The sequence below is a fragment of the Bacillus sp. NPDC094106 genome (assembly GCF_044764345.1).
Taxonomy (GTDB): domain Bacteria; phylum Bacillota; class Bacilli; order Bacillales; family Bacillaceae_G; genus Bacillus_A.
The window spans coordinates 340599-366685 of record NZ_JBIWHY010000002.1 but is presented as its reverse complement, the minus strand read 5'-3'; the positions used below and the strand labels follow the sequence as shown (position 1 = coordinate 366685).

Sequence of the window (26087 nt, the reverse complement as noted above, 5' to 3'; positions counted from 1 at the left end):
TTCTGAATAGAAATCGCATTTTTTTATACATAGGGGGAAAAGGATTGAAGCAGAAATTACATCGATATGAGCTGGTTTGTATGACTTTATTATTTGTTGTATTCGGCATCATTGCGTGGAGAGTACAAGCCGGTGGTGTAATAAGGGTTGATAAATATGTACAAGAGCTTGTAAGAGGATTACAAACGGAGAGCTCTCTTTTATTTTTCTCATATTTTACAAAAATGGGATCTGCGATTGGTATTACTAGTATACTTATCCTGAGTTTGCTTGTCTTCTGGAAGAAACGTTATTATGTAGCGATGTTTATTTACCCACTTGCTATATTAACAACGCATATTGTGAATAAAGGAATCAAAGAAATCGTGAAAAGAAATCGCCCGAATTTGAATGAGGCGCTTGATGCACTTGGGTATAGCTTTCCAAGTGGACATGCAATGTTATCAATGATTACATATGGATTCCTTGCTTATATCATTGCCGCAAATTTAAAAAATAAAGCTGGAAAGTATATGATTACGATTATTATGGCACTGTTTATTATAGGGATTGGATTAAGCAGGGTTATTCTATCTGTTCATTATCCAACTGATGTTTTAGCGGGTTATTGCTTAGGTGGCATTTTGTTAATTCTTGCAATTTATTTTCATCGTTTATTTTCAGAGAGATTTGCAATGAATCAAGAGGGATAAGAAGCGTCTGAAAAGACCGGAATGAACGGTTTTTTTAGATGCTTTTTTGTAGATGATATAAATTGTTACCTTCACCTCAAAGCTTAGAAAAAGTAAAGAAATTAGGCAGTAGATAAGCTGCTCGTGAAGCTTTATATAATATAGATGTGCTAAAATATAAGTGGATTCACAAATTACATAAAGTAGGTGAAAATGTGTGAAGACAAATGTACATAAAGTGGACAAGTGGGGGAAAGTAGGAGCTTTTCTTTATCAATTTCGCTATACAGTGATAGCAGTATTAGTTGTATTAGCTATTGTGCTTGGTAGTTTTGCGCCGAAACTTCCTGGTGTATTAGGTGGTGATGGTTTTCAAACAAAAGGAGACTATCTAACGACAAAAGCAATTTTGGATAAAGACTTTAAGCAGTCTCAAGATACACTCTTACTTGTGTTTCAAAAGCAGAAAGGAATTTCGACAGAGACTTTTCAGAAACGAATAGAAGAAGTTATTAATAAAATTCAAGTAGAAGAATCATATGACTCTTTTCATCATCCGTTAGAAAATAAAGAAATGTTACAAGATGATATTGGTTATGCGACAATCTTATTTTCCGGGAAAACAAATAAAGAACGAAGTGAAAAGACATTACGGTTTGCTGAAGAAATCAAGAAGGAAAGTAACGATATTTTGACAGTAACACCAACAGGATATCCAAAAATTAATCAGGAAATTAATGAACGAACACAGAATGATTTGAAAGTAGCAGAAATGATTGGATTACCAATTGCATTTCTTGTATTACTTTTTTCATTTGGGAGTTTGCTTGCATCCATCTTACCGATTTTAAATGGGGCACTTAGTGTCATTAGTACGATGGGAATTTTATATTTTATCGGTGTAGATAAAGAGTTATCTATTTTTGTTTTAAATGTTGCACCGATGATTGGACTTGCATTATCAATTGATTTTGCGCTGTTATTTGTGAATCGTTTTCGCGAGGAAGTGGCGCACAGGACAGTTAAGGAAGCGATAGCTGTGACATATCAAACAGCGGGACGTGCCATTATCTTTTCAGGGTTATGTGTATTTGTTGGTTTATCTGGTTTGTTTTTCTTTGAAATAGATTATATTCAATCTGTTGCAATCAGCGGAATGATTGTTGTTGTAATGAGTATTTTATTTTCGCTTACACTTCTTCCGGCATTGCTATCCTTAATTGGGAAACGGTTATTGAAAAGAAATCAAATGCCTCCTCAAACATCAAGTATATGGAGGAAGTTTGCTCAGTTTGTCATGAAGCACCCTATCATGATGATTATCTTTGTTACAATGTTTATTCTCATTTGTTTGTTACCCCTTCGTACGGCTAATCTTCAATTTCCTGGTGTAGAAGCATTGCCAGAGAAAAGCGATACACGAATCGCGTATGAAAGATATGAAGAGGCATTTAATAAAATTGTGAAAACGCATGCTGATGTGACCGTAGTATTAGAAACGAAGCAGAAAGTAACTGAAAAAGAAAGTTTACAAAAGATAGAAGATGTGATTCAGAAGCTGAAAAAAGATAAGCATGTATACAAAGTAAAGAGTTTGTATGATGAACTAAATGGAATGACAGCTGAACAGGTTGCTGCATTATTACAATCACCTCAAGGAGCACAAATAGCGCCTGTATTTGAAGCATATACAAAAGGAAATAAGACAACTCTTCAAATTTTCTTGGATACGAAGCCGCGGACTGAAACCGCGAAGCAATGGGTCCGTGATTTTAAAGAGAACTATAAAGAAGATGGCATTACCTATTATCTAGGTGGTATGACAACATTCCAGCAAGAGTTAGAGGATGAAATAAAAGATAAAGTTGTGATTGGTATGTCTGTCATATTCGGCTCCACTTTCTTTATTTTATTATTCGCTTTTCGATCTATACTCATTCCGATTAAGGCGATTGTTATGAATATACTTAGTTTAAGTGCGACAATTGGTATTGTTATTTGGTTATTTGAAGGCGGGCATTTTGGATTGGAAGAAAGTTCAGTTTTATTCGTGCTACCAATCTTTATTTTTGGTCTCGTATTTGGCTTAAGTATGGATTACGAAGTGTTCCTTATTTCGCGTATCCATGAATTATATGAAGAAACGAAAGACAACGATACGGCAACACTAGAAGGGCTTGTATCAACAAGTCGTATTATTACATCAGCTGCTTTAATTATGATTGTTGTTACTGGTGCATTTGCATTCACTGACATTTTACCAGTAAAACAAATGGGACTTGGTGTAGCACTTGCTATTTTTCTTGACGCAACAATCATTCGACTTATGCTTGTACCAAGTTTAATGAAAATGTTTGGAGATTGGAATTGGTGGCTACCATTTCGAAAGAAAAAAGAAAAATCATTAGACTGAAGAACACTCATCTTATAGATGGGTGTTTTTTTATGAATAGCATGCCCCTCATATTGCAAATAGTATGTGATAAGAACAATACATATAAAAGCGGGTGAAGACAATGTTTCGTTATTTTAAATTTAAGTTAAATGATACTGTACAGTTTGCAGAAAATGATGGGCACATGTATCGCATTGTCGGCTATAGGTTAGAAAAAGGGTTTTATCCAAAAGATGAATGGACTCATATTATTTATGAGTTATTGAGAGAATTTGATGGGTATACAATTGATGCGGAAGAAGAAGAACTTGTGAAAGTGATTCAAGTAGATGAAGAGTATTATAAAATTCATGAGGTGTCTGGCTATCGATATCCAGTTAAAGTGAAATCAAAATCAAAATCAAAAACTGTTAAGATAGACACAATGGATGATTTATTAGATGCATATAACGACTATAAACGGTTAGCAGATTTCTTTAAGGATTTATCGTATGAACAGAAAGCAGAAGAAGTATTGCAAGAGATGAGGAGGCTACGCGCCTAGCGGACAGTCTATTATATAGGCTGTCTTTTGTTTAGACGGTGCATCATAATGTATTTTCCGTTACAATAGGAGAATCAATAGAAATAAGGTGATAAGGTATGGAAACGAAGAAAAAGGGAGAATGGTGCGAAATTACGGTTCCTACTAAATGGAATGGTATGAGTATTGAGTCCTTACTAAAAGAAGAGTGGGGTGTGCCTAAAAAATTGTTGCATCAACTTCGCATGGAAAAAGGAGTTGTTGTGAATGGTGAGCAGAAGCGATGGAATGAACGTTTAGAAGAAGGGGAGAAGTTGCAAGTTCATATGTTTATTCAAGAAGAATATGGTGTCGAGCCGGAATTTGGTGATTTAGACGTGATATTTGAAGATGATCACGTGTTAATCGTAAATAAGCCAGCGCAAATGGATACACATCCTTCTGAAAAAAAAGGGACAGGAACCCTTGCGAATCTGGTCGCTTTTCATTTCCAAATGCAAGGTTTAGAAACGAAAGTTCGTCATATCCATCGGTTAGACAAAGATACGACGGGCGGTGTCGTATTTGCGAAACATAGATTAGCTGGAGCTATTATGGATCAATTATTGATGGAACGCAAAATCAAAAGAACATATATGGCACTGGTTGAAGGAAAAGTGAAAAAGAGACAAGGAACAATTGATGCAGCGATTGGAAGAGATCGACATCATGCAACAAGGCGCCGAGTTTCTTTAAAAGGTGATCATGCTGTAACGCATTATAAGGTAGAAAAATATTTTAAGAACCAAGATGTGACGCTTGTAACATTACAATTAGAGACAGGAAGGACCCATCAAATTCGCGTTCATATGAGTTATAGCGGGCATCCGTTAATTGGTGATGAATTATATGGCGGTCAAGTAATATATATGTCTCATCAAGCATTACATGCTTTGCGAATTGCTTTTTTACATCCGATTACAAAAGAAGAGATTACAGTAGAAGTTCCGTTCCCTGCACATATAAACAAAATTATGCAGTCTTTCCAAAAGTCAAACAAGTAAGGTTTGGCTTTTTGGTTGAGAAAAATATTTTTTGCAGGAAATTTTTTTGTAAGAATCGAAGCCGTAAATAGAAAAGAGAGGTGAAAATTACTTGGTAAGATATAAATATATAATGGGGATATTTTTTGCTTGCCTTCTATTTACTTTATTTCTCTACCCGTACTTGCCGAATCATATAGCGGTACACTGGAACCAGCACGGTGAGCCAAATGAATTTGCAAGGAAGCAAGTTGTTGCAGTATTTATTCCTTGTCTCATTATTTTTTTCCATGGCTTGATGTATATGATTTCACAATATGTATATAAGTTTAACAGGGATGATCATTTTGTTGTAATGAGATTTAAAAAGAATGTGACTTTATTTTTGTTGTTTATTCATATGCTCGTTCTTTTTATTAGTCTAGGAACCGTTATCCCATTTCAAATAGGTCTTATAATAGGAATTAGTGTATTCCTGTTTATGATTAGTAAAGGATTTAAAAAGAGTGATAAAAAAGAGGAAGAACCGATAAAGTTACAGAAAATACGTTTGCTTAGTCAACGTATTTTTCAAAGTATGGCATGTATCATATTGATTTCGTTGTTTTTGAAGCTTGAATGGGGATTTTACTTATTGGTTAGTGTCATTTGTTGTGGATCCATTTCTTTTATGTTTTGTATTTTGTACGCCTATATACTAGAAAACTATGAAACATAAAAGGAGCCTTCCGTTAAGAAGACTCCTTTTCTATTTACTTCGTAATAAATTGTTGTGTCCAGTAGTTTCCATTTTCTACATAGCCAACACCGATGTGAGTGAAGTTTTTATTTAAAATGTTTGCACGGTGTCCTTCACTATTCATCCAAGCTTGTACAACTTCTTCTGGTGTACGTTGACCTTGGGCAATGTTTTCACCTGCAGCTTTATAAGAAATACCAAACTGCTTCATCATATCAAATGGAGAACCATATGTTGGGCTGTTGTGATCGAAGTAGTGATTTTTTTGCATATCTTCAGATTTAGTGCGTGCTACTTTGCTTAGTTCAGTATCAACTTGTAATGCTGGTAAGCCTTGTTTTGTACGCTCAGCATTTGTTAATTCAACAACGCGTTGTTCAAATTCACTTAAAGAACCTTTTTTGTCTTCAGCTGGTTTATTTTCAGCTGGCTTTTGTGTGTCGTTTTGTGTTTTATTGTTTTCAGCTGGTTTTTGTGCTTCTGGTTTAGCTGTTTCAGCCGGTTTTTGTTCTACAGGTTTCGTAGTTTCCGGTGTAGTAGGTGGTGTAACTACATTTGTAGGTGCAGTTGATTCGTTAGGAATAGAGCAATTTGATTGGAATTGTACTTGCTTCCATTGTGATAGAGATTGAATTCCCATAGATTGTAAGTATGCTTGCAATTCTTGTTGATTCATATGCTTCATAACAACTTTAGATTGCTGAATATTTTGAACTTTAACTGCAGATGGCTGAACTGTTGCAGCTTGTGCATCAAGAGATGATACTCCTAGTGTAAGTGCCGCTACTGCTGCGACAGATAATAGACCACGTTTTTTCATGATGTGTGTCCCCCTATATAAAAGTTTTGAACTGCTTTCAAACAGACTAATTTTTGATAGCCTGTCCGGCTGACAAATTCATCGTAGCATACAAAAGGCCGAAAAAAAGATGGAAAAAAATTCATAGAATATAAAATTTCCTATTTTATCCTATATTGAAATAGGAGGTAAAATGGGAGAACAGTAGATTATAAGAGGAATTTTCAGCATTTTTCATTTTGCTTATAAAGGAGGATTTTTGGTTATAATTACCTTTTGTAGAAATTGAGGAACCTATTATATCAAGGGTTTCTATATTTTCTTGAGGAATATAATGGTTGTTTTTTTACAAAGCTGTAATGTTTTTGTTGTTCTTTTTTACGAGATAGTAACATATTTTTAATCTTGTAGCGAATAAAAAGCGGCTATCTCTTTGCATAGAAGAAAGAGATAGCCGTTTTCGCATTGTTACATATATTAAGAGCGATATTCAATTGCTTCTAATAATAGATCTACAATATGAATGCCTCTCATTTTATGAGAAAGATGTTCACGCTCAATGCCAAGTTTCATTTGTAGTAAGCAACCTGGATTGGCAGTAACAATTGTTGTGGCATCTGTTTCATGCACACGTTCCATTTTATAATCCAAGAATTCCATAGATAATTCTGAATGAACAATATTATAAATACCAGCAGAGCCACAGCAACGATCTGCTTCTTTCATTTCACGATATGTCACACCTTGAATTGCTTGCAGTAGCATGCGTGGCTGAGAAGATGTCCGCATTACATTACGCAAATGACAAGAATCTTGATACGTAATAATTTGCGTTGGAAGACGTAAATCAGTTCGTTTATGAAAGTCTAATTCTACTAAAATAGCTGTAATATCTTTTATTTTTGCAACAAACTGTTTTGCACGCTCAGCCCATTCGGGATCATCTTTTAATAAGTGATCATAATCTACGAGATATGCTCCGCAACCACCAGCATTTGTAATAATATAATCAATTTTTAAATCCTCAAAGGCTTGGATATTTCGTTTGGCAAGTTCTTTTGCCCCGCCTTTTTCACCAGCATGACCATGCAGAGCTCCGCAGCAGCTTTGTTCTTTCGGGATGACAATATCACAGCCAGCAAGCTGAAGGAGTTCCATTGTGGCGTTATTTGTTTCTAAAAATATTGTATCCATCAAACACCCCGTAAAGAAAGCAACTTGTTTTTTCTTGGTTGTTTCAGCTGGTAAAAATTCTGGGCGTTTCTTCATGTCTTTCATTTTTGGTACTTTTGGTAAGACAAGGTCCATTGTTGCAAGTGTTTCTGGGAATAACTTCATTATACCTGTTTTATGCGTGAATGTTTGTAAACCAGAGCGCTGATAAAATCCAATTAGTCCTGTTAATGTTCGCATGCGATTTTGATGAGGAAATAGTCCTTCAAATACAACCTTACGAACAGCTTTGACTGGCATAGAAAATTTTTTATTTTGATTAATAATATCACGCGCTTCTTCTAATAAATGCCCGTAGTTTACCCCGGATGGACAAACAGGTTCACAAGCGCGGCAGCCAAGACAAACATTTAATGTATTTTCAACATCTTCATCAGGTTCAATTAAACCATCTACGACGCCCTTCATTAAGGCGATGCGACCGCGCGGGGAATGTGACTCTTTATATCCAGATTGAATATAGGTAGGACAAGTTGGTAAGCAAAAACCACATCGCATACAGTTTAATAATTCGTCTTCATTAAGACGCTCTTTAAATTCTTTTTGAATCTGTTCTGTATGTAATGTTGTCATCGTTCAACCACCACTCTTTTACGAGAATCTTTGGCAAACATTTTTCCAGGATTCATAATGTTATGTGGGTCGAAAGCTTGCTTAATTCCTTGCATAGCAGCGATGCCCTCTTTACCTAATTTCAATTCTAAATAAGGAGCCTTCATGGCACCAACGCCATGTTCGCCTGTAATTGTACCACCAAGTTCAATTGCTTTTTGGAAAATCTCTGCAAAGGCTTGTTCAGCACGGTGCATTTCTTCTTTATTACGAGCATCTGTCATACAAGTTGGATGTAAGTTTCCGTCACCAGCATGACCAAATGTACAAATGGAAATATCATATTTCTTTGCAATAGCATTAATCGCCTCAACCATTGGAGCAATTTGAGAACGTGGGACGGTTGCGTCTTCTAATATTGTTGTAGGTTTCAGTCTTGCTAATGCAGAGAGTGCACTACGGCGTGCTGTACGAAGTGCATCTGCTTCGGTTTCGTCTTTAGCGATGCGAACATCAACAGCATGCATGGAGCGACAAACATCAGCCATTTTCTCAATGTCACGGTTTACAACTTCAGGTGAACCATCTTGTTCAATTAAAAGAATGGCTTTAACATCGGTAGGTAAACCAATTTGCGCGAATTCCTCTACTACTTCAATTGTTGGTTGATCTAAAAATTCAAGCGTTGCTGGAATGATTTTATTGGCAATAATCGCAGAAACGGAACGAGCGGCTTCATTGATATCTTGATATAATGCGAGCATGGTTTTCTTCGTTTCAGGCATTGGAACAAGTTTTAAAATTGCCTCTGTGACAACGCCAAGCGTACCTTCCGAACCAATAAATAAACGAGTTAAATCATATCCAGCTACATCCTTCGCTAATTTACCGCCAGTACGAATAATATCGCCATTTGGCAAGACAATCTCAAGCCCCATAACATAGTCTCGAGTTACACCGTATTTTAAACCGCGTAAGCCACCGGAATTTTCATTGATATTACCACCGATTGTAGAAATTTTCATGGAACTTGGATCTGGTGGGTAAAATAGCCCTTTTTCTTCTGCGGCTTTAATAATATCAAGTGTAATTACGCCAGCTTGCACAGTAATTGTTAAATTTTCTTCATCTATTTCTAAAATATGATTCATATGGCGGAAGATAAGAACGATTCCGCCTTCAAGTGGACATGTTCCTGCACATAGGTTGGTACCAGAACCACGAACGTATACAGGAACTTTATGGGCGTTACATACTTTTAAGACTTCAGCTACTTCATTTGTATTACGTGGTGCAATGACCGCATCAGGCATCGCTTGGAAGTTTGGTGTTGCATCATAACTATACGTTAAACGCCCCATGTTGGATGTATCTACATTATCTTGACCAACAATGGATACGAATGAATCGATAATACGCTGTTCTAACATTAGAAATCCCCCTCAAACTGTTAACTTGTTATCCTATTCATAAGAGTTTGACCTTGTGATATAAAACGAACCTTCATCTCAAGTTGCTTTTATTGTCCGTGAATATATAAATCCATTTTGATTTTTCAACATATAAGTCGCTACTCCGAAGAATAACTCGTTTTTTCTCTTTGTTTTAACTTGGCATGGGGCAGGAAAGGGATCTGACCGCTTCTATGCATGGCTGGATGCTCTCCCACTTAAAAAGAAAGGTTTTATGTTGGTTTTTCAAATTGTACTTATATAGTTGAGGTAAAGCATATACCGATGAAAGAACATAAGGATAAAAGCGTTGTAACAGTGTTTTCATTATAATCATAAAAAAGTAGGGGACTTCTTTCTATGGATGAATGACTGAAGATTAATTGATTTTTCCATCTTTTTTTGTATGATTATCCAATAAGAGGAGGGCGAAATATAAAACGATTAAATCTTTAAAGTGTTTTGGGTTAAGTCCTGTATATTCTTCGATTTTGTTGAGTCTGTAAAGCAATGTATTAATATGAATGTGCAATCTTTCTGCTGTTTGTTTATATGATTGATTATGATCAATAAATAAGCGTAGCGTTTGCATGAGTTCAGTTGCAGATAATAAGTTATAAATCGTGCGTTTCAGAAATTCTGTACGGGTTTCAGCAGTAATATCTTGTAAACACATTTCTAAACGTAAATCTTCATTAAATATAATACCTTTTGTTTCAAAAGCAACTGAAAGAGCACGCAATGCTTGTTCATAGGATATATGCATTTCGCTTGGCATAACAGTTTGTCCAATCCCGATATATAGTGTAATAGGGAATAAAGCTTCACAATCTTGCTTTAATCGTTTTAAAAATTGAAAGGACTTCTTTTTTGACTCCATTGTCGTAAATAGAATAAAACGGTCATTTCCCCAGCGTACAAATAGTTCCTCCTTCGTTAGCAGGTTCCGAATATGTTGCCAAATTTTACGCTGCAGCATCGTATCATCTTGATCAAAGGAAAATAAAATAAGTTGTTTCTTCTTATATAAATCGATGCCCAGTGTTTTTGCACGATCTAGAAAACTAGGGGACCAATCATTACTTTGAAGCCAATCAAAAACAAATGCTTCATATGAACGTTGCTCAAGTTCTAGTTGTTCTAGAAAATAATTTTCATGAATTAATAATTCGGTCATTTTTCTTAATATTTCTCCATACTGTGAAATATTTTCGGGTTCTCCCGTTATACCGATCACACCGATTACTTCATCATGGAACAGAAGCGGAAGATTCATTCCAGCTTTTACCCCTTGTAAATGCTGTTCATCTTCCTTTGTAATAATGACTGTTTTCTTTTGCTTTGCACAACGAAGAGCACCTTCATGAAATTGTCCAATTCGTTCAGTGTCTGTACTTGCAATAATTGTCCCTTGTATATCAATAATAATGATGTTCTCTGTAATTAGCCTTCGAACTTCACGTACAATTTTATTTGCTAAATCAGGAAAAAGCATAATTTGCACACCTCTATTTCTGTTTGTTGTACATTATATATGTAGTTTCATTAAGATAGGAAGATTTCACACTTTCCTCACAAATATTTGCTATTTTACAATTATAACGAAATCATCTAAAGATGGAGGGAATCTTTTGAAGAAGTACGTTTTTCTTCTATGTTTTTTGTTTCTGTTAGCAGGGTGTCAGGGGGATTCATATACACCGATTGCTAAAAATAAAAGTATACTCATAACGACAAATATTAAAGAAGGTAGCGTTAGTTTTATTGATAAAAAGTCGAAAAAGACATTAACAACATGGGAATTAAAAGAACCAATTACAGGAATTGCGATGCTTCCGAATGGGGAAGACATGCTTGTATATGGTAAGCAGTTAGAATATGTATATATATACTCGTTAACAGAAGGAAAACAAATGAAAAAATGGAAGACAGGAAAAGGAATTGCAAATGTCGTCGTATCAAATGATGGAAAACAATTATTTGTCGCCGATCAGAATGAACAAAAAGTACGATTCTTTACGATAAACGGGAAAGAGATAGGAAGTGTTTCGGTAGGAAAAGGTCCGTTAACAATGGTGCAGCATGAGAAACGATTATATGTATTAAATTTTTATGATACACAGCTATCTACAATTGATTTAGAGAAAAAGCAAGTTATACAATCTTTTATGGTGCCACCAGCATCAACAGGAGCAATGGTCAGCGCTGATGGTAAGGAAATATGGATTGGTGGACATGGTGATGGAAAACAAGTGAATGAGAAAGTATTAGTATATTCTTTAAGTAATGGAGAGATGATACGTTCTTTACATGCACCATTTATGCCAGTTAGTATTGCAGGTGATGAAAAATTTGTGTACGCCTTAAGTCACGGATCAAATATGCTCAGAAAGTTTGATGCTCATACTTATCAGGAAGTAGGGGCGATAGAAGTCGGATCTAACCCATTTGCTTTTTTGAAAAGCGGAAAAGAAGGTTATGTAGCCAGCTATGATAGTAATGAAGTGTATGTCATTGATATACAGGATATGAAAGTAAAACAAACGATTGCAGTTGGAAAGGGACCATTCCAACTTGTGCAGCGAGAAGGGAGAGGGAAATGAATAAACATAAAGTGTTACTTGTGGATGACGAAAGTGATATGAGGCAGCTTGTCGGCATGTATTTAGATAACTTTGGGTATGAATGGGGAGAAGCTGAAAATGGAAAGGAAGCTCTTCAGAAGTTAGAGACAAATCATTATGATTTTGTCGTTTTGGATATTATGATGCCGGAGATGGACGGGATTTCAGTTTGTAAAGAAATTAGGAAAACATCAGATGTCCCCATTATTTTTTTAACTGCAAAAGGTGAAGAATGGAACCGCGTGAATGGCTTACGAATGGGAGCAGACGATTATATTGTGAAGCCGTTTAGTCCAGGGGAACTCATTGCTCGTATGGAAGCTGTATTAAGGCGATATACAAAGCAAGAACAACAAGAGGAGCTTCAGTTTGGTCCCATTCTAATTAATGAAAAAAGCAGACGGATTGAGGCAAACGGTGAGACGATTTCTCTTACGGTAAAAGAGTTTGATTTACTATATTTTCTTTGCCAGCATCATGGACAAGTGTTTAGCCGGGAGCAATTGCTTGAAAAAGTATGGGGATATGATTACGCAGGAAGTACAAGAACGGTAGATACACATGTGAAAACGATGCGCTTAAAGCTTGGAGAAAGTGGAAACTACATTCAAACCGTTTGGGGTGTAGGCTATAAATTTGAGGTGTAATATGTTTACGATGATACAAAAGCTTTGGCTTACAGTAGTATGTGCAGTATGTGTAACAGTTTCTTTTCTTTATTTTGTGTCTTTATATTCATATGAAAAGTTATATGTTCAAAATATTGAAGATTCATTAGTAATGGAAGGAAAAAGACTCGTATCACAATATGACAAACAAGAAGGTGTCTCAGCATTCGAGGAGAAAGTGAAGGCGTTTGATCGTATTGCGAGTGCAGATATACTTTTTGTGAGTAATCCACGTGATTTAAGTGCATGTTTACCTTTTGATGTACATTATCATTCTCTCATTAGTGAAAATGATAGGCAGGCATTATTAGATGGGAAGACAGTTACAAAGGTAGGATATGAAGAACACTTTCAGCGCAAGATTATGGGCGTGGTCATCCCTGTTTTAGAAGAAAAGAAGTTAGTTGGGATTGTATACTCTTATATTCCGCTAAAGAGTATTAAAGATTTAATATTTGATATGGGACTTATTTTAGCACCATTGGCTCTTTGTATGATGATACTTACAATATGGATTGGCCGAAAAATTATTATTGCAATTACAAAGCCGCTCTCACAAATGGAACGAGTGGCAAATCATATGGCAACGGGAGATTTTTCTGAGCGTATTACAATTTCATCTGAGGATGAAATTGGTCGTTTAGGAAAAGCATTTAATAAAATGGCAACTTCATTGGAGGCCGAAGATGCAAAGCGCAAGGAATTTTTAGCGAATGTTTCGCATGAGCTTCGGACACCGCTTAGTTATATTAAGGGGTATAGCGAAGCAATCTTAGATGGTGTGGCAAAGGGACAACAACAATCGAAATTTACGCAGCTCATTCATAAAGAAGCGGGGCGTATGCAGCGGCTTGTACATGATTTATTAGATTTAGCACAGCTAGAAGGAGATCATTTTCCGTTAAAAAAACAACCGATTGTGTTTGCTCAGCTTATTGAAGACGTATTGGAAACGTATGAATTGAAATGTACAGAAAAACAACTGCATATTTCAATGGATCTTGATCCAGATATTATTGTAATGATTGATGAGGATCGAATGCAGCAAGTACTTCATAACTTGTTAGATAATGCGATACGTTATACAAATCAAAATGGGCATATTGTAATAAAACTAGAGACAAAAGATACTTATTGTGAATTGAGAATACAGGATACGGGAATTGGAATTGATCCGGAACATTTTGAACAGCTTGGTGAAAGGTTCTACCGAGTAGATAAAGCAAGAAGTCGTCAGCATGGAGGAACAGGTCTAGGGCTTGCGATTGTAAAACAAATTGTGCATATTCATGATGGAGAATGGCGAATTGAAAGTGAAAAAGGAAAGGGTACAACAGTTATCATACAATTACAGATAGAGTGAAACGTTAGTTAGTGCAGGGCATCCTTCACTGATGGAAAGCTCTCACTAATCGGGCTTTTACGGGCAGTTTATCCCCCACCTATCTTCCTCGTTTTTCTCTGAATCTTGAGGTGAGGGTATTACTGCCCGCGAATAGCGGGATAAATGAAGAAGAAAGCATGTTCTAGTCTAGAATATGCTTTTTCTTATAAGGGCAATCATATATAAGCAAGGAGGATGTAGGGAGAGAAGCTATAAATCAATTGTTAATGGAGATAATATCCATTAATCCCCACCATATAACAAAAATTTGACGGTTTTATGAACAAAACATTTGTACTTCTTACCAATTCGTTCTAAAATAGGTATGGATGCTATGTTTTTATAAATCGTTTTAACTGTTGTTTGGATGATACTGGGGTGATTTAACTGGAATACAAATCTATTAAACCGAAAAAAATTTACGAAGAGGTATCTGAAGCCATTTTAACAATGATAAAAAATGGTACATTAAAACCTGGTGACAAACTTCTTCCTGTTCATCAATTAGCTGAGCAGTTTCAAGTTGGCAGATCTGCAGTTCGTGAAGCGCTGAGTGCTTTGCGAGCAATGGGCTTAATTGAAATGAAACAAGGGGAAGGGACATATGTGAAGAGCTTTGATTCTTCAGCATTGACAAAATCGTTAAATCATACATTGTTAATAAAGAAGGAAGATATTTTAAATTTATTGGAAGTGCGAAAAGTGCTTGAAGTGGGGGCAGTTCGAGCAGCTGCAGCGAAGCGTACGGAAGGTAATTTACAAAATATGAAGCGTTGGTTAGATGAAATGGCAAAAGGCATGGGAGATGAAAAAGCTGGTGAAAAAGCAGATTTTCATTTTCATATGGGGATTGCAGAATCTTCACATAATAACATCTTACTTGAACTTATGAATCATGTTTCAGAGATGATTGCTGAAACAATTGGTGAGTCAAGACGCATTATTTTATATGGTGAACAAACGACAGCAGAGCGACTTTTAGAAGAGCATCAAGCTATTTATGATGCGGTATTGAAGCAAGATATAGAGTCTGCACAGCAAGCGATGCTAAATCATTTAACAAATGTAGAACATATTGTCACAGGTAGAAGAGATATAAATTCGTGATTTAGTCTTTCGAAAATTCAGTTTTCTGATAAAATAGAGAAAGATTGAGGAAGCGTTTTCTTTAGAAAAGGGAAGAATCAGGCGGAATTGGATGCCTTGCTTCTTCTTTTCCTAGTCATCTGATGACCATATGAATATTGACGAAGTTGTAATGAGGGGGAATTATAATTATGAAAGTTACTTTGTTTGTTACTTGTATAGTCGATATGTTTGAAACAAACGTCGGTAAAGCAACAGTCGAAGTGTTGGAGCGTTTAGGTTGTGAAATCGAATTTCCAGAAGCGCAGGTTTGTTGTGGTCAACCAGCTTATAATAGCGGCCATGTAGAAGCAGCAAAAGAAGCGATGAAACACATGATTGAAACTTTTGAAAATGCAGAATGCATCGTTACGCCATCTGGTTCTTGTGCGACAATGTTTCACGAGTATCCACACGTTTTTAAAGATGATCCAAAATGGGCAGCACGTGCACAAAAAGTAGCAGATAAAACATATGAATTAACACAATTTATTGTAGATGTGTTAAAAGTTACAGATGTTGGAGCTAGCTTAGAAGGAACAGCAACTGTTCATAAATCTTGTCATATGACACGCATGCTTGGAGTAACAGAAGCACCAGGGATTTTACTATCAAATGTAAAAGGATTAACTGTAAAAGAACTACCAAATGTACAAAATTGTTGTGGTTTTGGGGGAACGTTTTCAGTTAAGATGACACCAATTTCTGAGCAAATGGTTGATGAGAAAGTTGATAGTGTGATGGAAACCGGCGCAGATTATTTAATCGGTGCTGACTGTGGGTGTTTGTTAAACATTGGCGGACGTATTGAACGTTTAGGTAAAAAAGTAAAAGTAATGCATATTGCTGAGGTACTGAATAGCCGCTCATAAAGGGGGAACATAAGCTATGTCTATGAAAATCAGTGAGAAAAAATTTAATGATCGTGTTGGCGATGGAATTCAAGATTCGTTTATGCGCGGAGCAGTATCTTCTGCACAAACGCGTTTATATACAAATCGATTAAAAGCAGCAGATGAATTAGGAAACTGGGAAGAGTGGCGTGAACTTGGTGAACAAATTCGTCAGCATACGCTGGAAAATCTAGATTATTATTTGATGCAACTGAGTGAAAATGTATCAAAAAGAGGCGGGCATGTTTTCTTTGCGAAAACAAAAGAAGAAGCCGCACAATATATTCAAGAAGTAGCGAAAAAGAAACAAGCGAAAAAAGTTGTGAAATCGAAATCGATGGTAACCGAAGAAATTAGTATGAATCATGCGCTTGAAGAAATCGGTTGCGAAGTTGTTGAGAGTGACTTAGGAGAATATATTTTACAAGTGGATAATGATCCACCATCTCACATTGTTGCACCAGCACTTCATAAAAATAAAACGCAAATTCGTGATGTATTTAAAGAAAAATTAGGATATGAAAACTCTGATGATCCATATGAAATGACGAAGTTTGTTCGTAAGCACCTTCGCAAAAAATTTATGGATGCTGAAATTGGGGTAACAGGCTGTAACTTTGCAGTTGCAAATACTGGTTCTCTTTGTTTAGTAACAAATGAGGGGAACGCAGATCTCGTTATGTCTATTCCAAAAACACAAATTGCGGTAATGGGTATGGAACGTATGGTTCCAACGATGGAAGAACTTGATGTTTTAGTTGGTTTACTATGCCGTAGTGCAGTAGGTCAAAAACTAACGAGTTATGTAACAGTAGCTGGCCCGATTCAAGAAGAAGAGGTAGATGGACCGGAGGAATTCCATTTAGTTGTTGTAGATAATGGACGTTCTGAAATTTTAGGTTCAGAATTCCGTCAAGTCTTACAATGTATTCGCTGTGCAGCATGTATTAATGTGTGTCCTGTATATCGTCATGTTGGTGGACATTCTTACGGATCAATTTACCCAGGACCAATTGGAGCTGTGTTAACACCACTTTTAGGTGGTTATGATGATTATAAAGAACTTCCATATGCATCTAGTCTGTGCGGAGCATGTACAGAAGCATGTCCAGTAAAAATTCCATTGCATGACTTGTTACTAAAACATCGTCAGGTCATTGTTGAGAAAGAAGGACGTGCACCACTGGCAGAAAAACTAGCAATGAAGATGTTTAGTATGGGTGCTTCTTCAGCAGCTTTATATAAAATGGGTTCTAAAATGGCTCCGACTGCAATGAGTCCATTTACATCTGGTAATCGTGTAACGAAAGGTGTAGGACCACTGAAAAATTGGACGGATATTCGTGAGTTCCCAGCCCCAAGTAAAGAAAGATTCCGTGATTGGTATAAAGATCATAAGAAAGGCGGGAATAACTGATGACAGGTACAATTCAAAACCGTGATTCCTTTCTAGAAAATATTGCGAAAGAGCTTGGACGTGAGCAGAGAACAGAAGGTGTAAAGCGCCCGGTATGGAAAAATAATATAAATGTAGAAACGTTAAAAGATTATTCAGAAGAAGAATTGCTAGAAGTGTTTAAAAAGCAATGTACAAACATTCATACGACTGTCATTGAAACGACAAAGAATGATTTAAGTGCAGCGATTCAAAAAGTAATTGCTGAAAATGGCGGCGGACCTATTCTGTTATCGGAAGACAAGCGTTTTGAAGCGTACGGTTTGACAGCGTTATTTACGGAAGAACTTCCAAGTCAAAATGTTGAAGTGAACATTTGGAATCCGGAAAAAAAAGAAGAAAATGTTCGCTTAGCTGAAAAAGCGAATGTTGGGATTGCATTTAGTGATTATACGTTAGCAGAATCCGGTACGATTGTTGTACAGAGTCATAAAGGCCAAGGGCGTTCTTTACACTTCCTACCTACTGTGTATGTTGCTATTATTCCTCGTGAAACAATTGTACCTCGTATTACACAAGCGGTTCAGGAGATGAATTCACGTGTAGAGAATGGGGAAGAAGTTGCATCTTGTATTAACTTTATAACAGGTCCAAGTAACTCAGCTGATATTGAAATGAATCTTGTTGTCGGTGTACATGGACCATTAAAAGCATTTTATCTTGTAGTATAAAATGAGGAAAAGCAGACCAGAAAATGGTCTGCTTTTTTAGTAGAATAAAGATAACAGTGATTAGAAGTAGTATCCTCTTTTTTGCTATATTTTTAGAGAAAGGGGACGATGATATGTTACTTTATGTATATGCATTTTTAATAGGAGCGGTGCTCGGTTCTTTTTATATGGTTGTAGCTATAAGAATTCCAAAAGGAGAATCTATTATTACGCCTCGTTCTTCTTGCCATTATTGTCAGCATACACTAAAGCCAAGAGAACTTATTCCCATTATTTCATTTTGCATACAAAAGGGGTGTTGTACGTATTGCAAAATGAAAATACCCTGTACTTATATATTGTTTGAGTTGATAACGGGAAGTCTATTTTTAATTTCAGCATGTGTCATTGGTATGGATAAAGAGCTAATAGTTGTATGGACGTTAGTTTCGTTGCTCATTATTATTACAGTGACAGATCTTTTGTATATGATAATTCCAAATGTCATTTTATTCTGTTTTGCTTGTTTATTTATTGTAGAACGTATTTTTATTCCACTAGTTTCTTGGACGGATGGTTTAGTTGGCGGGGGAATTATATTGCTTGTGTTATATCTTGTTCGGCTCATATATCCAAATGGGCTTGGAGGAGGAGATGTAAAACTGCTTTCGTTACTTGGATTTATAATAGGAACGAAAGGGATTTTGATGACGCTTTGTTTAGCTTCTTGCTTAAGTCTTTGCTTTTTTGGAATATGTATGTTACTAAAGCGTATGAATGCAAGGGAACCACTACCCTTTGGACCTTTTATTGCACTCGGAACAATATGCTATTTGATGATGGTATATTGGGAATAAAGGAGAAATAGAGAATGAATGTATATATGGATGACCAAAGAACTAGTCCGTTCGGATATACCTTGGCGACAACTGTAGAAACGGCTTTGGATTTTGTACGAAACAATGATGTAGATATTTTATCACTTGATTTTAATATGGGATGGCGTCAGAAAAATGGTTTGGAATTTCTAGAAGTTTTTTGTACGGAAGGTTTATATGTAAAAGAAGTTCATTTGCACACAAATGATGTAATTGGTATGCATCATATGCTAAATAGAATAAAGAAGGGCAAAGAGAAAGGTGAGATTCAATCTAATATTGTTGTGAAGTGTACCGGCAGTTAACAAAAAAATCCCAAGGTGTTCCTTGGAATTTTTTGTTATTGTTTTATATGCGCCTGTAAAGGAATGATTTCTTCTTGTGGAACAGTTTCTAATTGATCTTCCGCCGCTTTAGACTCCGGACTTTTTTGTGTTAAATAGTGATACACCATACCCACAAATACAGAACCGCCAATAATGTTACCGATTGTAACTGGAATTAAATTATGAATAGCGCCAGCAAAAGTAACTGTATCAGGATGTGGTGACAATAAAGATATTGCAAATAATGATAAGTTTGCAATGCTATGTTCATAACCAGATAAGAAGAAAGTAAAAACAAGAAGCATTATAACAAGTATTTTTGCTGTATCGCCTTTTACTTGAGAAGGAAGGAAACAGGCGAGACACACGAGCCAGTTACATAAAATAGCTTTGAAAAATAATTGTATTGTAGGTGTCGCCATTTTTCCTGCGACGACTGTATTTAGCAAATGTTTATGATCAATTGCTCCAAAAATACCAGCTGCATAGAATAGCAATGCAAAAAATAGTGCACCTGCTAAGTTGCCTGCATAACAAGCAATCCAATTGCGAAGTGTATCGACAATTGTTGTTTCTTTTCTTAGAGTCGCGACTGTAAAATACATTGTATTTCCTGTGAATAACTCAGCACCACCATATATAATTAATATGAGGGCAATTCCAAAAAACATGGATTCAGCTAAGTATGTTCCTGGTGAATTCGCTACGTTAAAAAAATTACCTAATTTAAAGCATAGTACAATAACAAAACCAATATAGATGCCAGCTAGTGCAGCGCGAATGAAATATTGCATCGGATTTGTATCCAGCATTTGTTTTTTCTTTTGCGCAAGTTGTACAACGTAAGCTACTCCTTGTTCTAGCATAAATCATACGCTCCTTTAGTACAGTACAGTGTCTGTAAATCCTTTTTATATGAATAAGGTACACGTATTTGTTCTTAGTTTCAATAAGTTTGTGCAATATTTCACAAAAAGGACATACCTTAACTATGAAAGCGCTAACAATTAGTGATATAATGTCATGTATTTCCAAATTCAGAGAAGAGGATTTCATAAAAGCGTGTGAAATTTTAAGTTTTTTGTTTTTGAACAGTAAGTTTATTGTAAGGTACAGAAAAAAGCGCTGTTGTTACAGCGCTTTTTCATCCAAATTCTTTTGTGCTTTTTGACTTTCTGTATCTTTAGATAAGAACCAACCACCCATTGCAATTCCGATTAATACAAGCCAGAATGTGATTTTCCATGGAGCAGATTCTGGGAATCCGTGTGGAATTATGCCTAGGGCTGGGTGTGCTAATGTATAAACCGCTAGTTTTACACCAACCCAACCAACGATTAAGAAAGCGGCTGTTTCTAAACCTGGCTTGCGTTTTAATAATTGTACGAAAGCAGATGCAGCAAATCGCATAATGATTAAACCAATTAGACCACCAACAAAAATAACAAGGAATTGCCCTGTATCGAGGCTACCAATTGTACCTAAACCTGTTTTAGGTAAAGTCATCGCTAATGCGACAGCCGCCAAAATAGAGTCCACTGCGAAGGCGATATCAGCAACTTCCACTTTGAATACAGTCCACCAAAAATTTTCTTGTTTTTTCTTTGTTTCTTTTTCTTCTGTTTCTTCATGTGCATTCTTTTTGACGTATGTTTTAAATAAATGGTTACCAGCGATAAACATGAGGTAAACTGCACCGATTGCTTGCACTTGCCATACGTCGACTAAGAAAGAAATCATAAACAATGATCCAAATCGGAAAACAAAAGCTCCTGCTAATCCATAAAATAATGCTTTTTTTCGTTTTTCTTCTGGTAAATGTTTCACCATGATTGCAAGGACAAGCGCGTTATCTGCTGCTAGAATCCCCTCTAGTGCAATTAAAATAAGTAATACCCAACCATACTGTAGTAGTAATGCTACATCCATGTACATTCTCCTCTCATTTGTGCTGAAACAGGCAAATAAGTTTTCGCACTGTTTCGTTTTCTCATACTCCTGCCTATCAGCGGTGGAAGAAATTGGAAAAGAATGCAAAAAAGACCTCTGCCGTTGATAGGCAAAGGTCTTGCTAGACATATGTAATAAAAATGCCAACAAAGCCGGAAGAACTATGTTCTACGTAATGACGACTTTGTTTCCAAGAATACATTCTTGGACGCTACTCCCCTTTGGAGATATGTTATTGTATTTTCATTATATAGATAATAAAATTGGTTGTCAACCCGTTAAAATATCTTCATTTGGATATTTTATTTTTCTTTGTTTTTTACGAGCAAAAGAAAATGCTAACGTTAACGGACCCATTTTCCCAAAAAACATCATAAATACAATGATTATTTTTCCGATTATTGTTAAATGCGGAGTAAGCCCCATGCTTAGGCCAACAGTTCCAAATGCTGAAAATACTTCAAATGCACTCATTAATAGAGGAACTTGTTCTGTAATACTTAAAATTAAAATAGAAAAGAAGATAAATAAGATTGAAATGACTGCAATTGTCAATGCCTTGACGATAAGGGCATCTTTAATGGATTTTTTGAAAATAACAATATCATCTTGCTCTCGCAAAAATTTTACTACGCCTAATAACATAATTAAAAAAGTTGTTAATTTAATACCTCCACCTGTCGAAGCACTGCCAGCCCCAATGAACATGAGGAGCATCATTAATAAAAGAGAAGGTTTTGATAATTGCGCTATGTCAACAGTATTAAAACCAGCTGTACGTGTAGAAATAGCTTGAAAATAAGCAGCCATTCCTTCTTCAAATGGCGTAAAGCCTTTCATAGAAACAGGATTATCAAATTCAAATATCAAAATTAAAATCGTAGCACCTATATTTACAATAAGGGTAGAAGAGAGCATAAGCTTAGAGTGTAAGGTAAGGTTTTTAAAATTTTTTTTTCGTTTTATATCTACTATGACTGTGAAACCTATTCCTCCTAAAATGATGAGAGAAGAAATGACTATATTGACGAGAATGCTATGTGAGTGGGACATTAAATTATCAGTCCAAAGAGAAAAACCTGCGTTGTTAAATGCCGAAATGGCATGAAAAAAACTATAATATAGTCCATGAGAAACACCGTATTTTGGAATCCATTCAAAAGCAAGAAGAAGGGTAGCGAAACATTCAACAGTAAAAGAAAATAGAAATAATGATTTTGCAAGGCGGATAACGCCTCCGATGTTCGTTTGGTTTAATGCTTGTTGTAGTAAAATCCGATTTTGGAGACCGATTTTTCTCCCGAGCATAATCGCGATCAATATAGCAAAGCTCATAATGCCAAGACCGCCAACTTGTATGAGTGTTAAAATGACAAGTTGGCCAAACAAGGTGAATACTTTTCCAGTATCAACAACACCGAGTCCCGTAACTGTAAATGCAGAAACGGTTGTAAATAGGGCATCTAGCCAAGAAATAGAAGTTGTAGTAGCAATGGGAAGTTTTAATAGGCATGTTCCGATAATAGATAGCGTAATAAAAGATAGAGTGAGTACACGTGGTGGACTCATTCCGATGTTAATCCGTTTCATATCGTACACCTCTCCTTTCGGTTTGCTTTTTGTAGTATGTGAAAAAGGATTGCAATGTATGTTGAAAAGGAAAGGGGACAGACTGTATCTGCCCCCAGAAGCCATTGTTTATAAGATTATCCACGTAATTGTTGTTGAGCTAAAGAAACAAGACGTTTTGTTACTTCGCCACCAACAGATCCATTAGAACGAGATGCTGTATTAGATCCTAAATTTACACCAAATTCTTGTGCGATTTCATATTTAAATTGTTCAAGTGCTTGCTCGACACCAGGAACGAGTAATTTATTTGTTCTTGCCATTGTTAGACACATCCTTATTTAAAATCCAGTTTATTTTGTTTTGAATCATTTGCTGTATAAACTGGTACTGTTATTGTGTGTGTTATAGGTCTGCTCATACACGGAAGTAATCGGAGGGATTAGAACTTCTTGGATATTAAAAAAGAGTAGCTAATTTGCTACTCTTTTTTTAGTATAGTTGCTGTTCCTTCAACCACTATGTTATTTAATTGATTATATATATTTGTTTGCAACGTAATAATTTTTTTATCATCACGTTTTTTGATAACCTCTACGACTACACGCAATGTATCGCCGATTTTTACAGGTGCACGAAATGAAACATTTTGCGATAAATAAATTGTGTTTTTTCCAGGTAATTTTGTTCCAAGAATGGTGGAAATAAAGCTTGAAACAAGCATACCATGTGCAATACGTTCTTTAAATATTGTTGTTTTTGCAAAAGAATCTAGAATATGAATAGGATTTACATCTCCAGTTAGTTTTGCAAAATTGATGATATCTTCATTCGTAATCGTTTTTGTTAGTGATGCTTGATCACCAACTTGAATCTCATCATAATGAAGCTCCTTAACAGATTGTGCTTCTTGAAATGGATTCATGTTTTCCTCCTTTTTTTCCATGTTGAAAAATGTAAGCCATCTTGATGTAATGGGAGGAAGAAACAGTTTCGTTTGCCCGGGAGTAAGCTTCCACATTTTTCTTACTTGATGGAAGTGAATAGATTTTTTGAATTTTCCTCGAACTTTTTTACGAGTTCCAGTTGTGTGGATTTGAACTCTTCCAAAAAACCCTCTAGTTGTTTTTGCACCTCGTCACGTTGAAGTTGTTGTTGTTCGATAAATTGTTTTGTTGTTTCTTCAAATTGACCACTTGTTTGAGTAATGATAGACAAAGATGTTTTTGTAGGAGACACGGTAAGCTGATGGATATGATTGGAAAGTTCATCCCATTTTTCTTGCCATTCATTAATTTGATCGTTTAAGGAGTTACCTGTAAATTGTTTTACGTATTCTGTATATTGGCTGTTCAATTGAGCAGTGAATTGTTGTAGTTCTTTTTCAAGTTCGTCAACTCCTGCTGTTAATTTATGCAAAGCATCTTGTTGTTGTTTTAATGTTTCTAAAGTAAGTTGCTCTAATTGTTTCCCTGCTGAAGAGAAAAGGGAAAGAGAATGTGACCAATTTTTCCAAAATGCATCGACAAGTTCGTATGGTTTAGTTTCCATGGTTTGACCTCCAAATGTTTTTTTACATATTGTGAACGCAGATTATTCTGCTGTACCACCAGGTGAAGATGAAGAGTTTTTTTCATCCTTTTCTGGAGAAGTAGAAAATGGAAAGAAAGCGTTGGTGTATAACGTAAAAAATGTCCGCAGCATATTTTGATAATGTTCAAAAGAGGTCGCGCATGTTGCTAAATACTGCTCTCCATATTCTGTTAAAGAATAAATTCGTTTTGCTGGCCCTCCTTCACTTGTATCCCAAGTAGAAGAAATAAGGTTTTCTTTTTCTAATTTGCGCAAGGTACGATAAACATTGCCTTGGTCAACAGAAGAAAAGCCGATGTCCATTAGCATTTGAATTAGTTTGTAACCGTGAAGACTCCAGTCTTTTAGACAGAGAAGTAAGAAGGGAACTAAGAAGTTTTTTGGCATGGAGTTTGGTTGTTTCGCTTGGCTTTTTTCCAAACTTTCTTGGTGTTCTGGTTCATTATGTAGCATGATTGTGCATCACCTCATGAATCAGTTAGATGGAATTTTTTGCTTATAAGTGCAATTTACACTTATCTGTTTTTAAAGTCAATACATTTGTTAGAATATAGAAAAAAATAAAATACAGACTTGAACTTTTTTTCAGAATATTGGAAAATAGTGAATAGGTTGAATTGTTTCAAATACGAATAAAGGAGTGTAGGAGAAGTGATTGATCAAAAGTTTGATCCACTACAAACATGGAAAGAAGTGTATGAACAGACCGAAACATTTTGGGGAAAAGCGCTCAATGAAACAATCAAAACAGAAGAGTATTCTGCTTGGATGGGAAGCGTTCTAGATTTGAACTTGTTTTATCAGAAGATGTTAAATGATGCAACAAAGGGCTATTTAGAAAAAGTGAACATGCCAACTCAAGAAGATATTGCAAGAGTAGCTACGCTTGTTATTAACTTAGAAAATAAAGTTGACAACATCGAAGAATTTTTGGAAGAGAAAGCAGATTCTTTAGAACAACCTCCTACGCTAAAACGCGATGTAATTAAAGTGAAACAAGATATGAGAACATTAGAAAATAAAATGGACAAGATTTTAGAACTGCTTGAAAAGCAAAATGAAGTATTAGCAAAATTGCAAGAGCCTGCAAAAGAAGAAGCAAAAGCACCGGTGAAACCGGAAAATAGAAAGTGATAAAGAAGCGCTTTGTGTCAACTACCCATCACTTAAACGCTAACACGTTTTGAAGTGGGGGCTTGTAAAAAGTCCTGGTTGTCTAGCCTTAGTCTTTCGTGGACTCCGTTCGTAGGTTGCATACCCAAGAATGATTCCCTAGTTCTTGGCTCTATGGTGGCTCTGTAACAGTTCTGATTGGGAAGGAACGGTCAACCACATGCCTTCTTACATGAGAAGTTGCCAACACCTACAAACATTGGCGAAGGGAAACTACATCCTGATATGGATGGGCAAAACATGCGTGTATTTGCCAAGAGTTATTTTAGGCTATGCCTAACCAAAATTCATCCCCACCTTACCGTTGGGCTCTTGCCCGTCACGCGCTTGAAGATGGGGACTTCTTTCGAAAATACGTTAAATGTTTCAAAAAGGGGAGGGAGAACCTCTTTTTAAGACAGCATAAACGGCGA

Annotated in this window: 26 protein-coding genes; 15 read left to right on the top strand and 11 right to left on the bottom strand. The window is 36.0% G+C overall.

Annotation, left to right across the window (positions count from 1 at the left end; genetic code table 11):
- Window positions 1–44 precede the first annotated feature (44 nt).
- The 5 genes from ACIQ7L_RS04740 (at window position 45) to ACIQ7L_RS04720 (ending at window position 5329) form a co-directional block, all read left to right on the top strand.
- Window positions 45–692, top strand: coding sequence for a phosphatase PAP2 family protein (locus tag ACIQ7L_RS04740; protein ID WP_400567077.1), 648 nt, complete (start codon window positions 45–47; stop codon window positions 690–692).
- A gap of 196 nt (window positions 693–888) precedes the next feature.
- The gene (locus ACIQ7L_RS04735; protein WP_400567075.1) at window positions 889–3084 is read left to right on the top strand and encodes an MMPL family transporter; all 2196 of its coding nucleotides are present in this window, start codon (window positions 889–891) and stop codon (window positions 3082–3084) included.
- Window positions 3085–3187: 103 nt separating this feature from the next.
- On the top strand, window positions 3188–3610 hold the full coding sequence (locus tag ACIQ7L_RS04730) for a histidinol dehydrogenase (RefSeq protein WP_400567073.1): 423 nt from the start codon (window positions 3188–3190) through the stop codon (window positions 3608–3610).
- Window positions 3611–3708: 98 nt separating this feature from the next.
- The gene (locus ACIQ7L_RS04725) at window positions 3709–4632 is read left to right on the top strand and encodes an RluA family pseudouridine synthase (protein WP_400567071.1); all 924 of its coding nucleotides are present in this window, start codon (window positions 3709–3711) and stop codon (window positions 4630–4632) included.
- 91 nt (window positions 4633–4723) lie between these two features.
- Window positions 4724–5329 carry a DUF1648 domain-containing protein gene (locus ACIQ7L_RS04720; RefSeq protein WP_400567069.1) on the top strand — a complete coding sequence of 202 codons (606 nt, stop codon included), beginning with the start codon at window positions 4724–4726 and terminating at the stop codon, window positions 5327–5329.
- 34 nt (window positions 5330–5363) lie between these two features.
- Here the strand turns inward: ACIQ7L_RS04720 and ACIQ7L_RS04715 are convergent, their stop codons facing one another.
- The 4 genes from ACIQ7L_RS04715 to ACIQ7L_RS04700 all read right to left on the bottom strand — a co-directional run bounded on the left by ACIQ7L_RS04715 (window position 5364) and on the right by ACIQ7L_RS04700 (window position 10880).
- Window positions 5364–6170 (bottom strand): CAP domain-containing protein, encoded by an 807-nt coding sequence (locus ACIQ7L_RS04715; protein ID WP_400567067.1) that lies wholly within the window; start codon window positions 6168–6170, stop codon window positions 5364–5366.
- Window positions 6171–6626: 456 nt separating this feature from the next.
- Entirely contained in the window at window positions 6627–7955 is a 1329-nt protein-coding gene (locus ACIQ7L_RS04710; RefSeq protein ID WP_400567066.1) for a (Fe-S)-binding protein, read from the bottom strand.
- Window positions 7952–9364 carry a glycolate oxidase subunit GlcD gene (gene glcD / locus ACIQ7L_RS04705; RefSeq protein ID WP_400567064.1) on the bottom strand — a complete coding sequence of 471 codons (1413 nt, stop codon included), beginning with the start codon at window positions 9362–9364 and terminating at the stop codon, window positions 7952–7954. Before glcD ends, ACIQ7L_RS04710 begins: the two co-directional genes overlap by 4 nt.
- Window positions 9365–9764: 400 nt before the next feature.
- Window positions 9765–10880, bottom strand: coding sequence for a CdaR family transcriptional regulator (locus ACIQ7L_RS04700; protein WP_400567061.1), 1116 nt, complete (start codon window positions 10878–10880; stop codon window positions 9765–9767).
- Window positions 10881–11016: 136 nt separating this feature from the next.
- Here ACIQ7L_RS04700 and ACIQ7L_RS04695 point away from each other — a divergent pair, with 136 nt between their 5' ends.
- From ACIQ7L_RS04695 to ACIQ7L_RS04655, 9 genes are all read left to right on the top strand, one after another.
- Window positions 11017–11988, top strand: a complete 972-nt coding sequence (locus ACIQ7L_RS04695; protein WP_400567060.1) for a YncE family protein — start codon at window positions 11017–11019, stop codon at window positions 11986–11988.
- Complete coding sequence (locus ACIQ7L_RS04690; protein WP_400567058.1) at window positions 11985–12656, top strand: response regulator transcription factor; 672 nt, start codon at window positions 11985–11987, stop codon at window positions 12654–12656. The genes ACIQ7L_RS04695 and ACIQ7L_RS04690 overlap by 4 nt, the downstream gene beginning before the upstream one ends.
- Before the next feature lies 1 nt (window position 12657).
- On the top strand, window positions 12658–14040 hold the full coding sequence (locus ACIQ7L_RS04685; protein WP_400567055.1) for a sensor histidine kinase: 1383 nt from the start codon (window positions 12658–12660) through the stop codon (window positions 14038–14040).
- Between the two features lie 438 nt (window positions 14041–14478).
- Window positions 14479–15168, top strand: a complete 690-nt coding sequence (locus tag ACIQ7L_RS04680; RefSeq protein WP_255257286.1) for a FadR/GntR family transcriptional regulator — start codon at window positions 14479–14481, stop codon at window positions 15166–15168.
- 170 nt (window positions 15169–15338) lie between these two features.
- Window positions 15339–16058: a (Fe-S)-binding protein gene (locus tag ACIQ7L_RS04675; RefSeq protein ID WP_400567053.1), complete on the top strand. Its 720-nt coding sequence runs from the start codon at window positions 15339–15341 to the stop codon at window positions 16056–16058.
- 16 nt (window positions 16059–16074) lie between these two features.
- A complete protein-coding gene (locus ACIQ7L_RS04670; protein WP_400567051.1) occupies window positions 16075–17496 on the top strand; it encodes a LutB/LldF family L-lactate oxidation iron-sulfur protein in 1422 nt (473 codons plus the stop codon).
- Complete coding sequence (locus tag ACIQ7L_RS04665) at window positions 17496–18206, top strand: LutC/YkgG family protein (RefSeq protein ID WP_400567049.1); 711 nt, start codon at window positions 17496–17498, stop codon at window positions 18204–18206. Before ACIQ7L_RS04670 ends, ACIQ7L_RS04665 begins: the two co-directional genes overlap by 1 nt.
- 113 nt (window positions 18207–18319) lie before the next feature.
- Window positions 18320–19042: a prepilin peptidase gene (locus ACIQ7L_RS04660; protein WP_400567048.1), complete on the top strand. Its 723-nt coding sequence runs from the start codon at window positions 18320–18322 to the stop codon at window positions 19040–19042.
- Between the two features lie 14 nt (window positions 19043–19056).
- Entirely contained in the window at window positions 19057–19368 is a 312-nt protein-coding gene (locus ACIQ7L_RS04655) for a cyclic-phosphate processing receiver domain-containing protein (RefSeq protein WP_400567046.1), read from the top strand.
- A gap of 35 nt (window positions 19369–19403) precedes the next feature.
- Here the strand turns inward: ACIQ7L_RS04655 and ACIQ7L_RS04650 are convergent, their stop codons facing one another.
- The 7 genes from ACIQ7L_RS04650 to phaQ all read right to left on the bottom strand — a co-directional run bounded on the left by ACIQ7L_RS04650 (window position 19404) and on the right by phaQ (window position 24954).
- Window positions 19404–20255 (bottom strand): formate/nitrite transporter family protein, encoded by an 852-nt coding sequence (locus ACIQ7L_RS04650; protein ID WP_400567044.1) that lies wholly within the window; start codon window positions 20253–20255, stop codon window positions 19404–19406.
- Window positions 20256–20520: 265 nt separating this feature from the next.
- Window positions 20521–21318 (bottom strand): TerC family protein, encoded by a 798-nt coding sequence (locus ACIQ7L_RS04645; protein WP_400567043.1) that lies wholly within the window; start codon window positions 21316–21318, stop codon window positions 20521–20523.
- Between the two features lie 291 nt (window positions 21319–21609).
- A complete protein-coding gene (locus ACIQ7L_RS04640; protein ID WP_400567042.1) occupies window positions 21610–22929 on the bottom strand; it encodes a TrkH family potassium uptake protein in 1320 nt (439 codons plus the stop codon).
- A gap of 116 nt (window positions 22930–23045) precedes the next feature.
- Window positions 23046–23231 carry an alpha/beta-type small acid-soluble spore protein gene (locus tag ACIQ7L_RS04635; RefSeq protein WP_400567040.1) on the bottom strand — a complete coding sequence of 62 codons (186 nt, stop codon included), beginning with the start codon at window positions 23229–23231 and terminating at the stop codon, window positions 23046–23048.
- A 158-nt stretch (window positions 23232–23389) separates the two neighbouring features.
- Window positions 23390–23833, bottom strand: coding sequence for a MaoC family dehydratase (locus tag ACIQ7L_RS04630; protein ID WP_400567038.1), 444 nt, complete (start codon window positions 23831–23833; stop codon window positions 23390–23392).
- 101 nt (window positions 23834–23934) lie between these two features.
- The gene (phaP, locus tag ACIQ7L_RS04625; protein WP_400567036.1) at window positions 23935–24459 is read right to left on the bottom strand and encodes a polyhydroxyalkanoic acid inclusion protein PhaP; all 525 of its coding nucleotides are present in this window, start codon (window positions 24457–24459) and stop codon (window positions 23935–23937) included.
- A 42-nt stretch (window positions 24460–24501) separates the two neighbouring features.
- Window positions 24502–24954 (bottom strand): poly-beta-hydroxybutyrate-responsive repressor, encoded by a 453-nt coding sequence (gene phaQ, locus ACIQ7L_RS04620; RefSeq protein WP_400567034.1) that lies wholly within the window; start codon window positions 24952–24954, stop codon window positions 24502–24504.
- A 198-nt stretch (window positions 24955–25152) separates the two neighbouring features.
- Here phaQ and phaR point away from each other — a divergent pair, with 198 nt between their 5' ends.
- Window positions 25153–25635 carry a polyhydroxyalkanoic acid synthase subunit PhaR gene (gene phaR, locus ACIQ7L_RS04615; protein WP_400567032.1) on the top strand — a complete coding sequence of 161 codons (483 nt, stop codon included), beginning with the start codon at window positions 25153–25155 and terminating at the stop codon, window positions 25633–25635.
- Window positions 25636–26087 lie beyond the last annotated feature (452 nt).

Coding starts and splice junctions, on each gene's coding strand:
- ACIQ7L_RS04675 (WP_400567053.1), top strand. CDS start 15,339: ATGAAAGTTACTTTGTTTGTTACTTGTATAGTCGATATGTTTGAAACA.
- ACIQ7L_RS04725 (WP_400567071.1), top strand. CDS start 3,709: ATGGAAACGAAGAAAAAGGGAGAATGGTGCGAAATTACGGTTCCTACT.
- ACIQ7L_RS04630 (WP_400567038.1), bottom strand. CDS start 23,833: ATGAATCCATTTCAAGAAGCACAATCTGTTAAGGAGCTTCATTATGAT.
- ACIQ7L_RS04685 (WP_400567055.1), top strand. CDS start 12,658: ATGTTTACGATGATACAAAAGCTTTGGCTTACAGTAGTATGTGCAGTA.
- ACIQ7L_RS04665 (WP_400567049.1), top strand. CDS start 17,496: ATGACAGGTACAATTCAAAACCGTGATTCCTTTCTAGAAAATATTGCG.
- ACIQ7L_RS04715 (WP_400567067.1), bottom strand. CDS start 6,170: ATGAAAAAACGTGGTCTATTATCTGTCGCAGCAGTAGCGGCACTTACA.
- ACIQ7L_RS04645 (WP_400567043.1), bottom strand. CDS start 21,318: ATGGATGTAGCATTACTACTACAGTATGGTTGGGTATTACTTATTTTA.
- ACIQ7L_RS04730 (WP_400567073.1), top strand. CDS start 3,188: ATGTTTCGTTATTTTAAATTTAAGTTAAATGATACTGTACAGTTTGCA.
- ACIQ7L_RS04650 (WP_400567044.1), bottom strand. CDS start 20,255: ATGCTAGAACAAGGAGTAGCTTACGTTGTACAACTTGCGCAAAAGAAA.
- ACIQ7L_RS04640 (WP_400567042.1), bottom strand. CDS start 22,929: ATGAAACGGATTAACATCGGAATGAGTCCACCACGTGTACTCACTCTA.
- ACIQ7L_RS04635 (WP_400567040.1), bottom strand. CDS start 23,231: ATGGCAAGAACAAATAAATTACTCGTTCCTGGTGTCGAGCAAGCACTT.
- ACIQ7L_RS04690 (WP_400567058.1), top strand. CDS start 11,985: ATGAATAAACATAAAGTGTTACTTGTGGATGACGAAAGTGATATGAGG.
- ACIQ7L_RS04710 (WP_400567066.1), bottom strand. CDS start 7,955: ATGACAACATTACATACAGAACAGATTCAAAAAGAATTTAAAGAGCGT.
- ACIQ7L_RS04700 (WP_400567061.1), bottom strand. CDS start 10,880: ATGCTTTTTCCTGATTTAGCAAATAAAATTGTACGTGAAGTTCGAAGG.
- phaQ (WP_400567034.1), bottom strand. CDS start 24,954: ATGCTACATAATGAACCAGAACACCAAGAAAGTTTGGAAAAAAGCCAA.
- ACIQ7L_RS04670 (WP_400567051.1), top strand. CDS start 16,075: ATGTCTATGAAAATCAGTGAGAAAAAATTTAATGATCGTGTTGGCGAT.
- glcD (WP_400567064.1), bottom strand. CDS start 9,364: ATGTTAGAACAGCGTATTATCGATTCATTCGTATCCATTGTTGGTCAA.
- ACIQ7L_RS04655 (WP_400567046.1), top strand. CDS start 19,057: ATGAATGTATATATGGATGACCAAAGAACTAGTCCGTTCGGATATACC.
- ACIQ7L_RS04660 (WP_400567048.1), top strand. CDS start 18,320: ATGTTACTTTATGTATATGCATTTTTAATAGGAGCGGTGCTCGGTTCT.
- phaP (WP_400567036.1), bottom strand. CDS start 24,459: ATGGAAACTAAACCATACGAACTTGTCGATGCATTTTGGAAAAATTGG.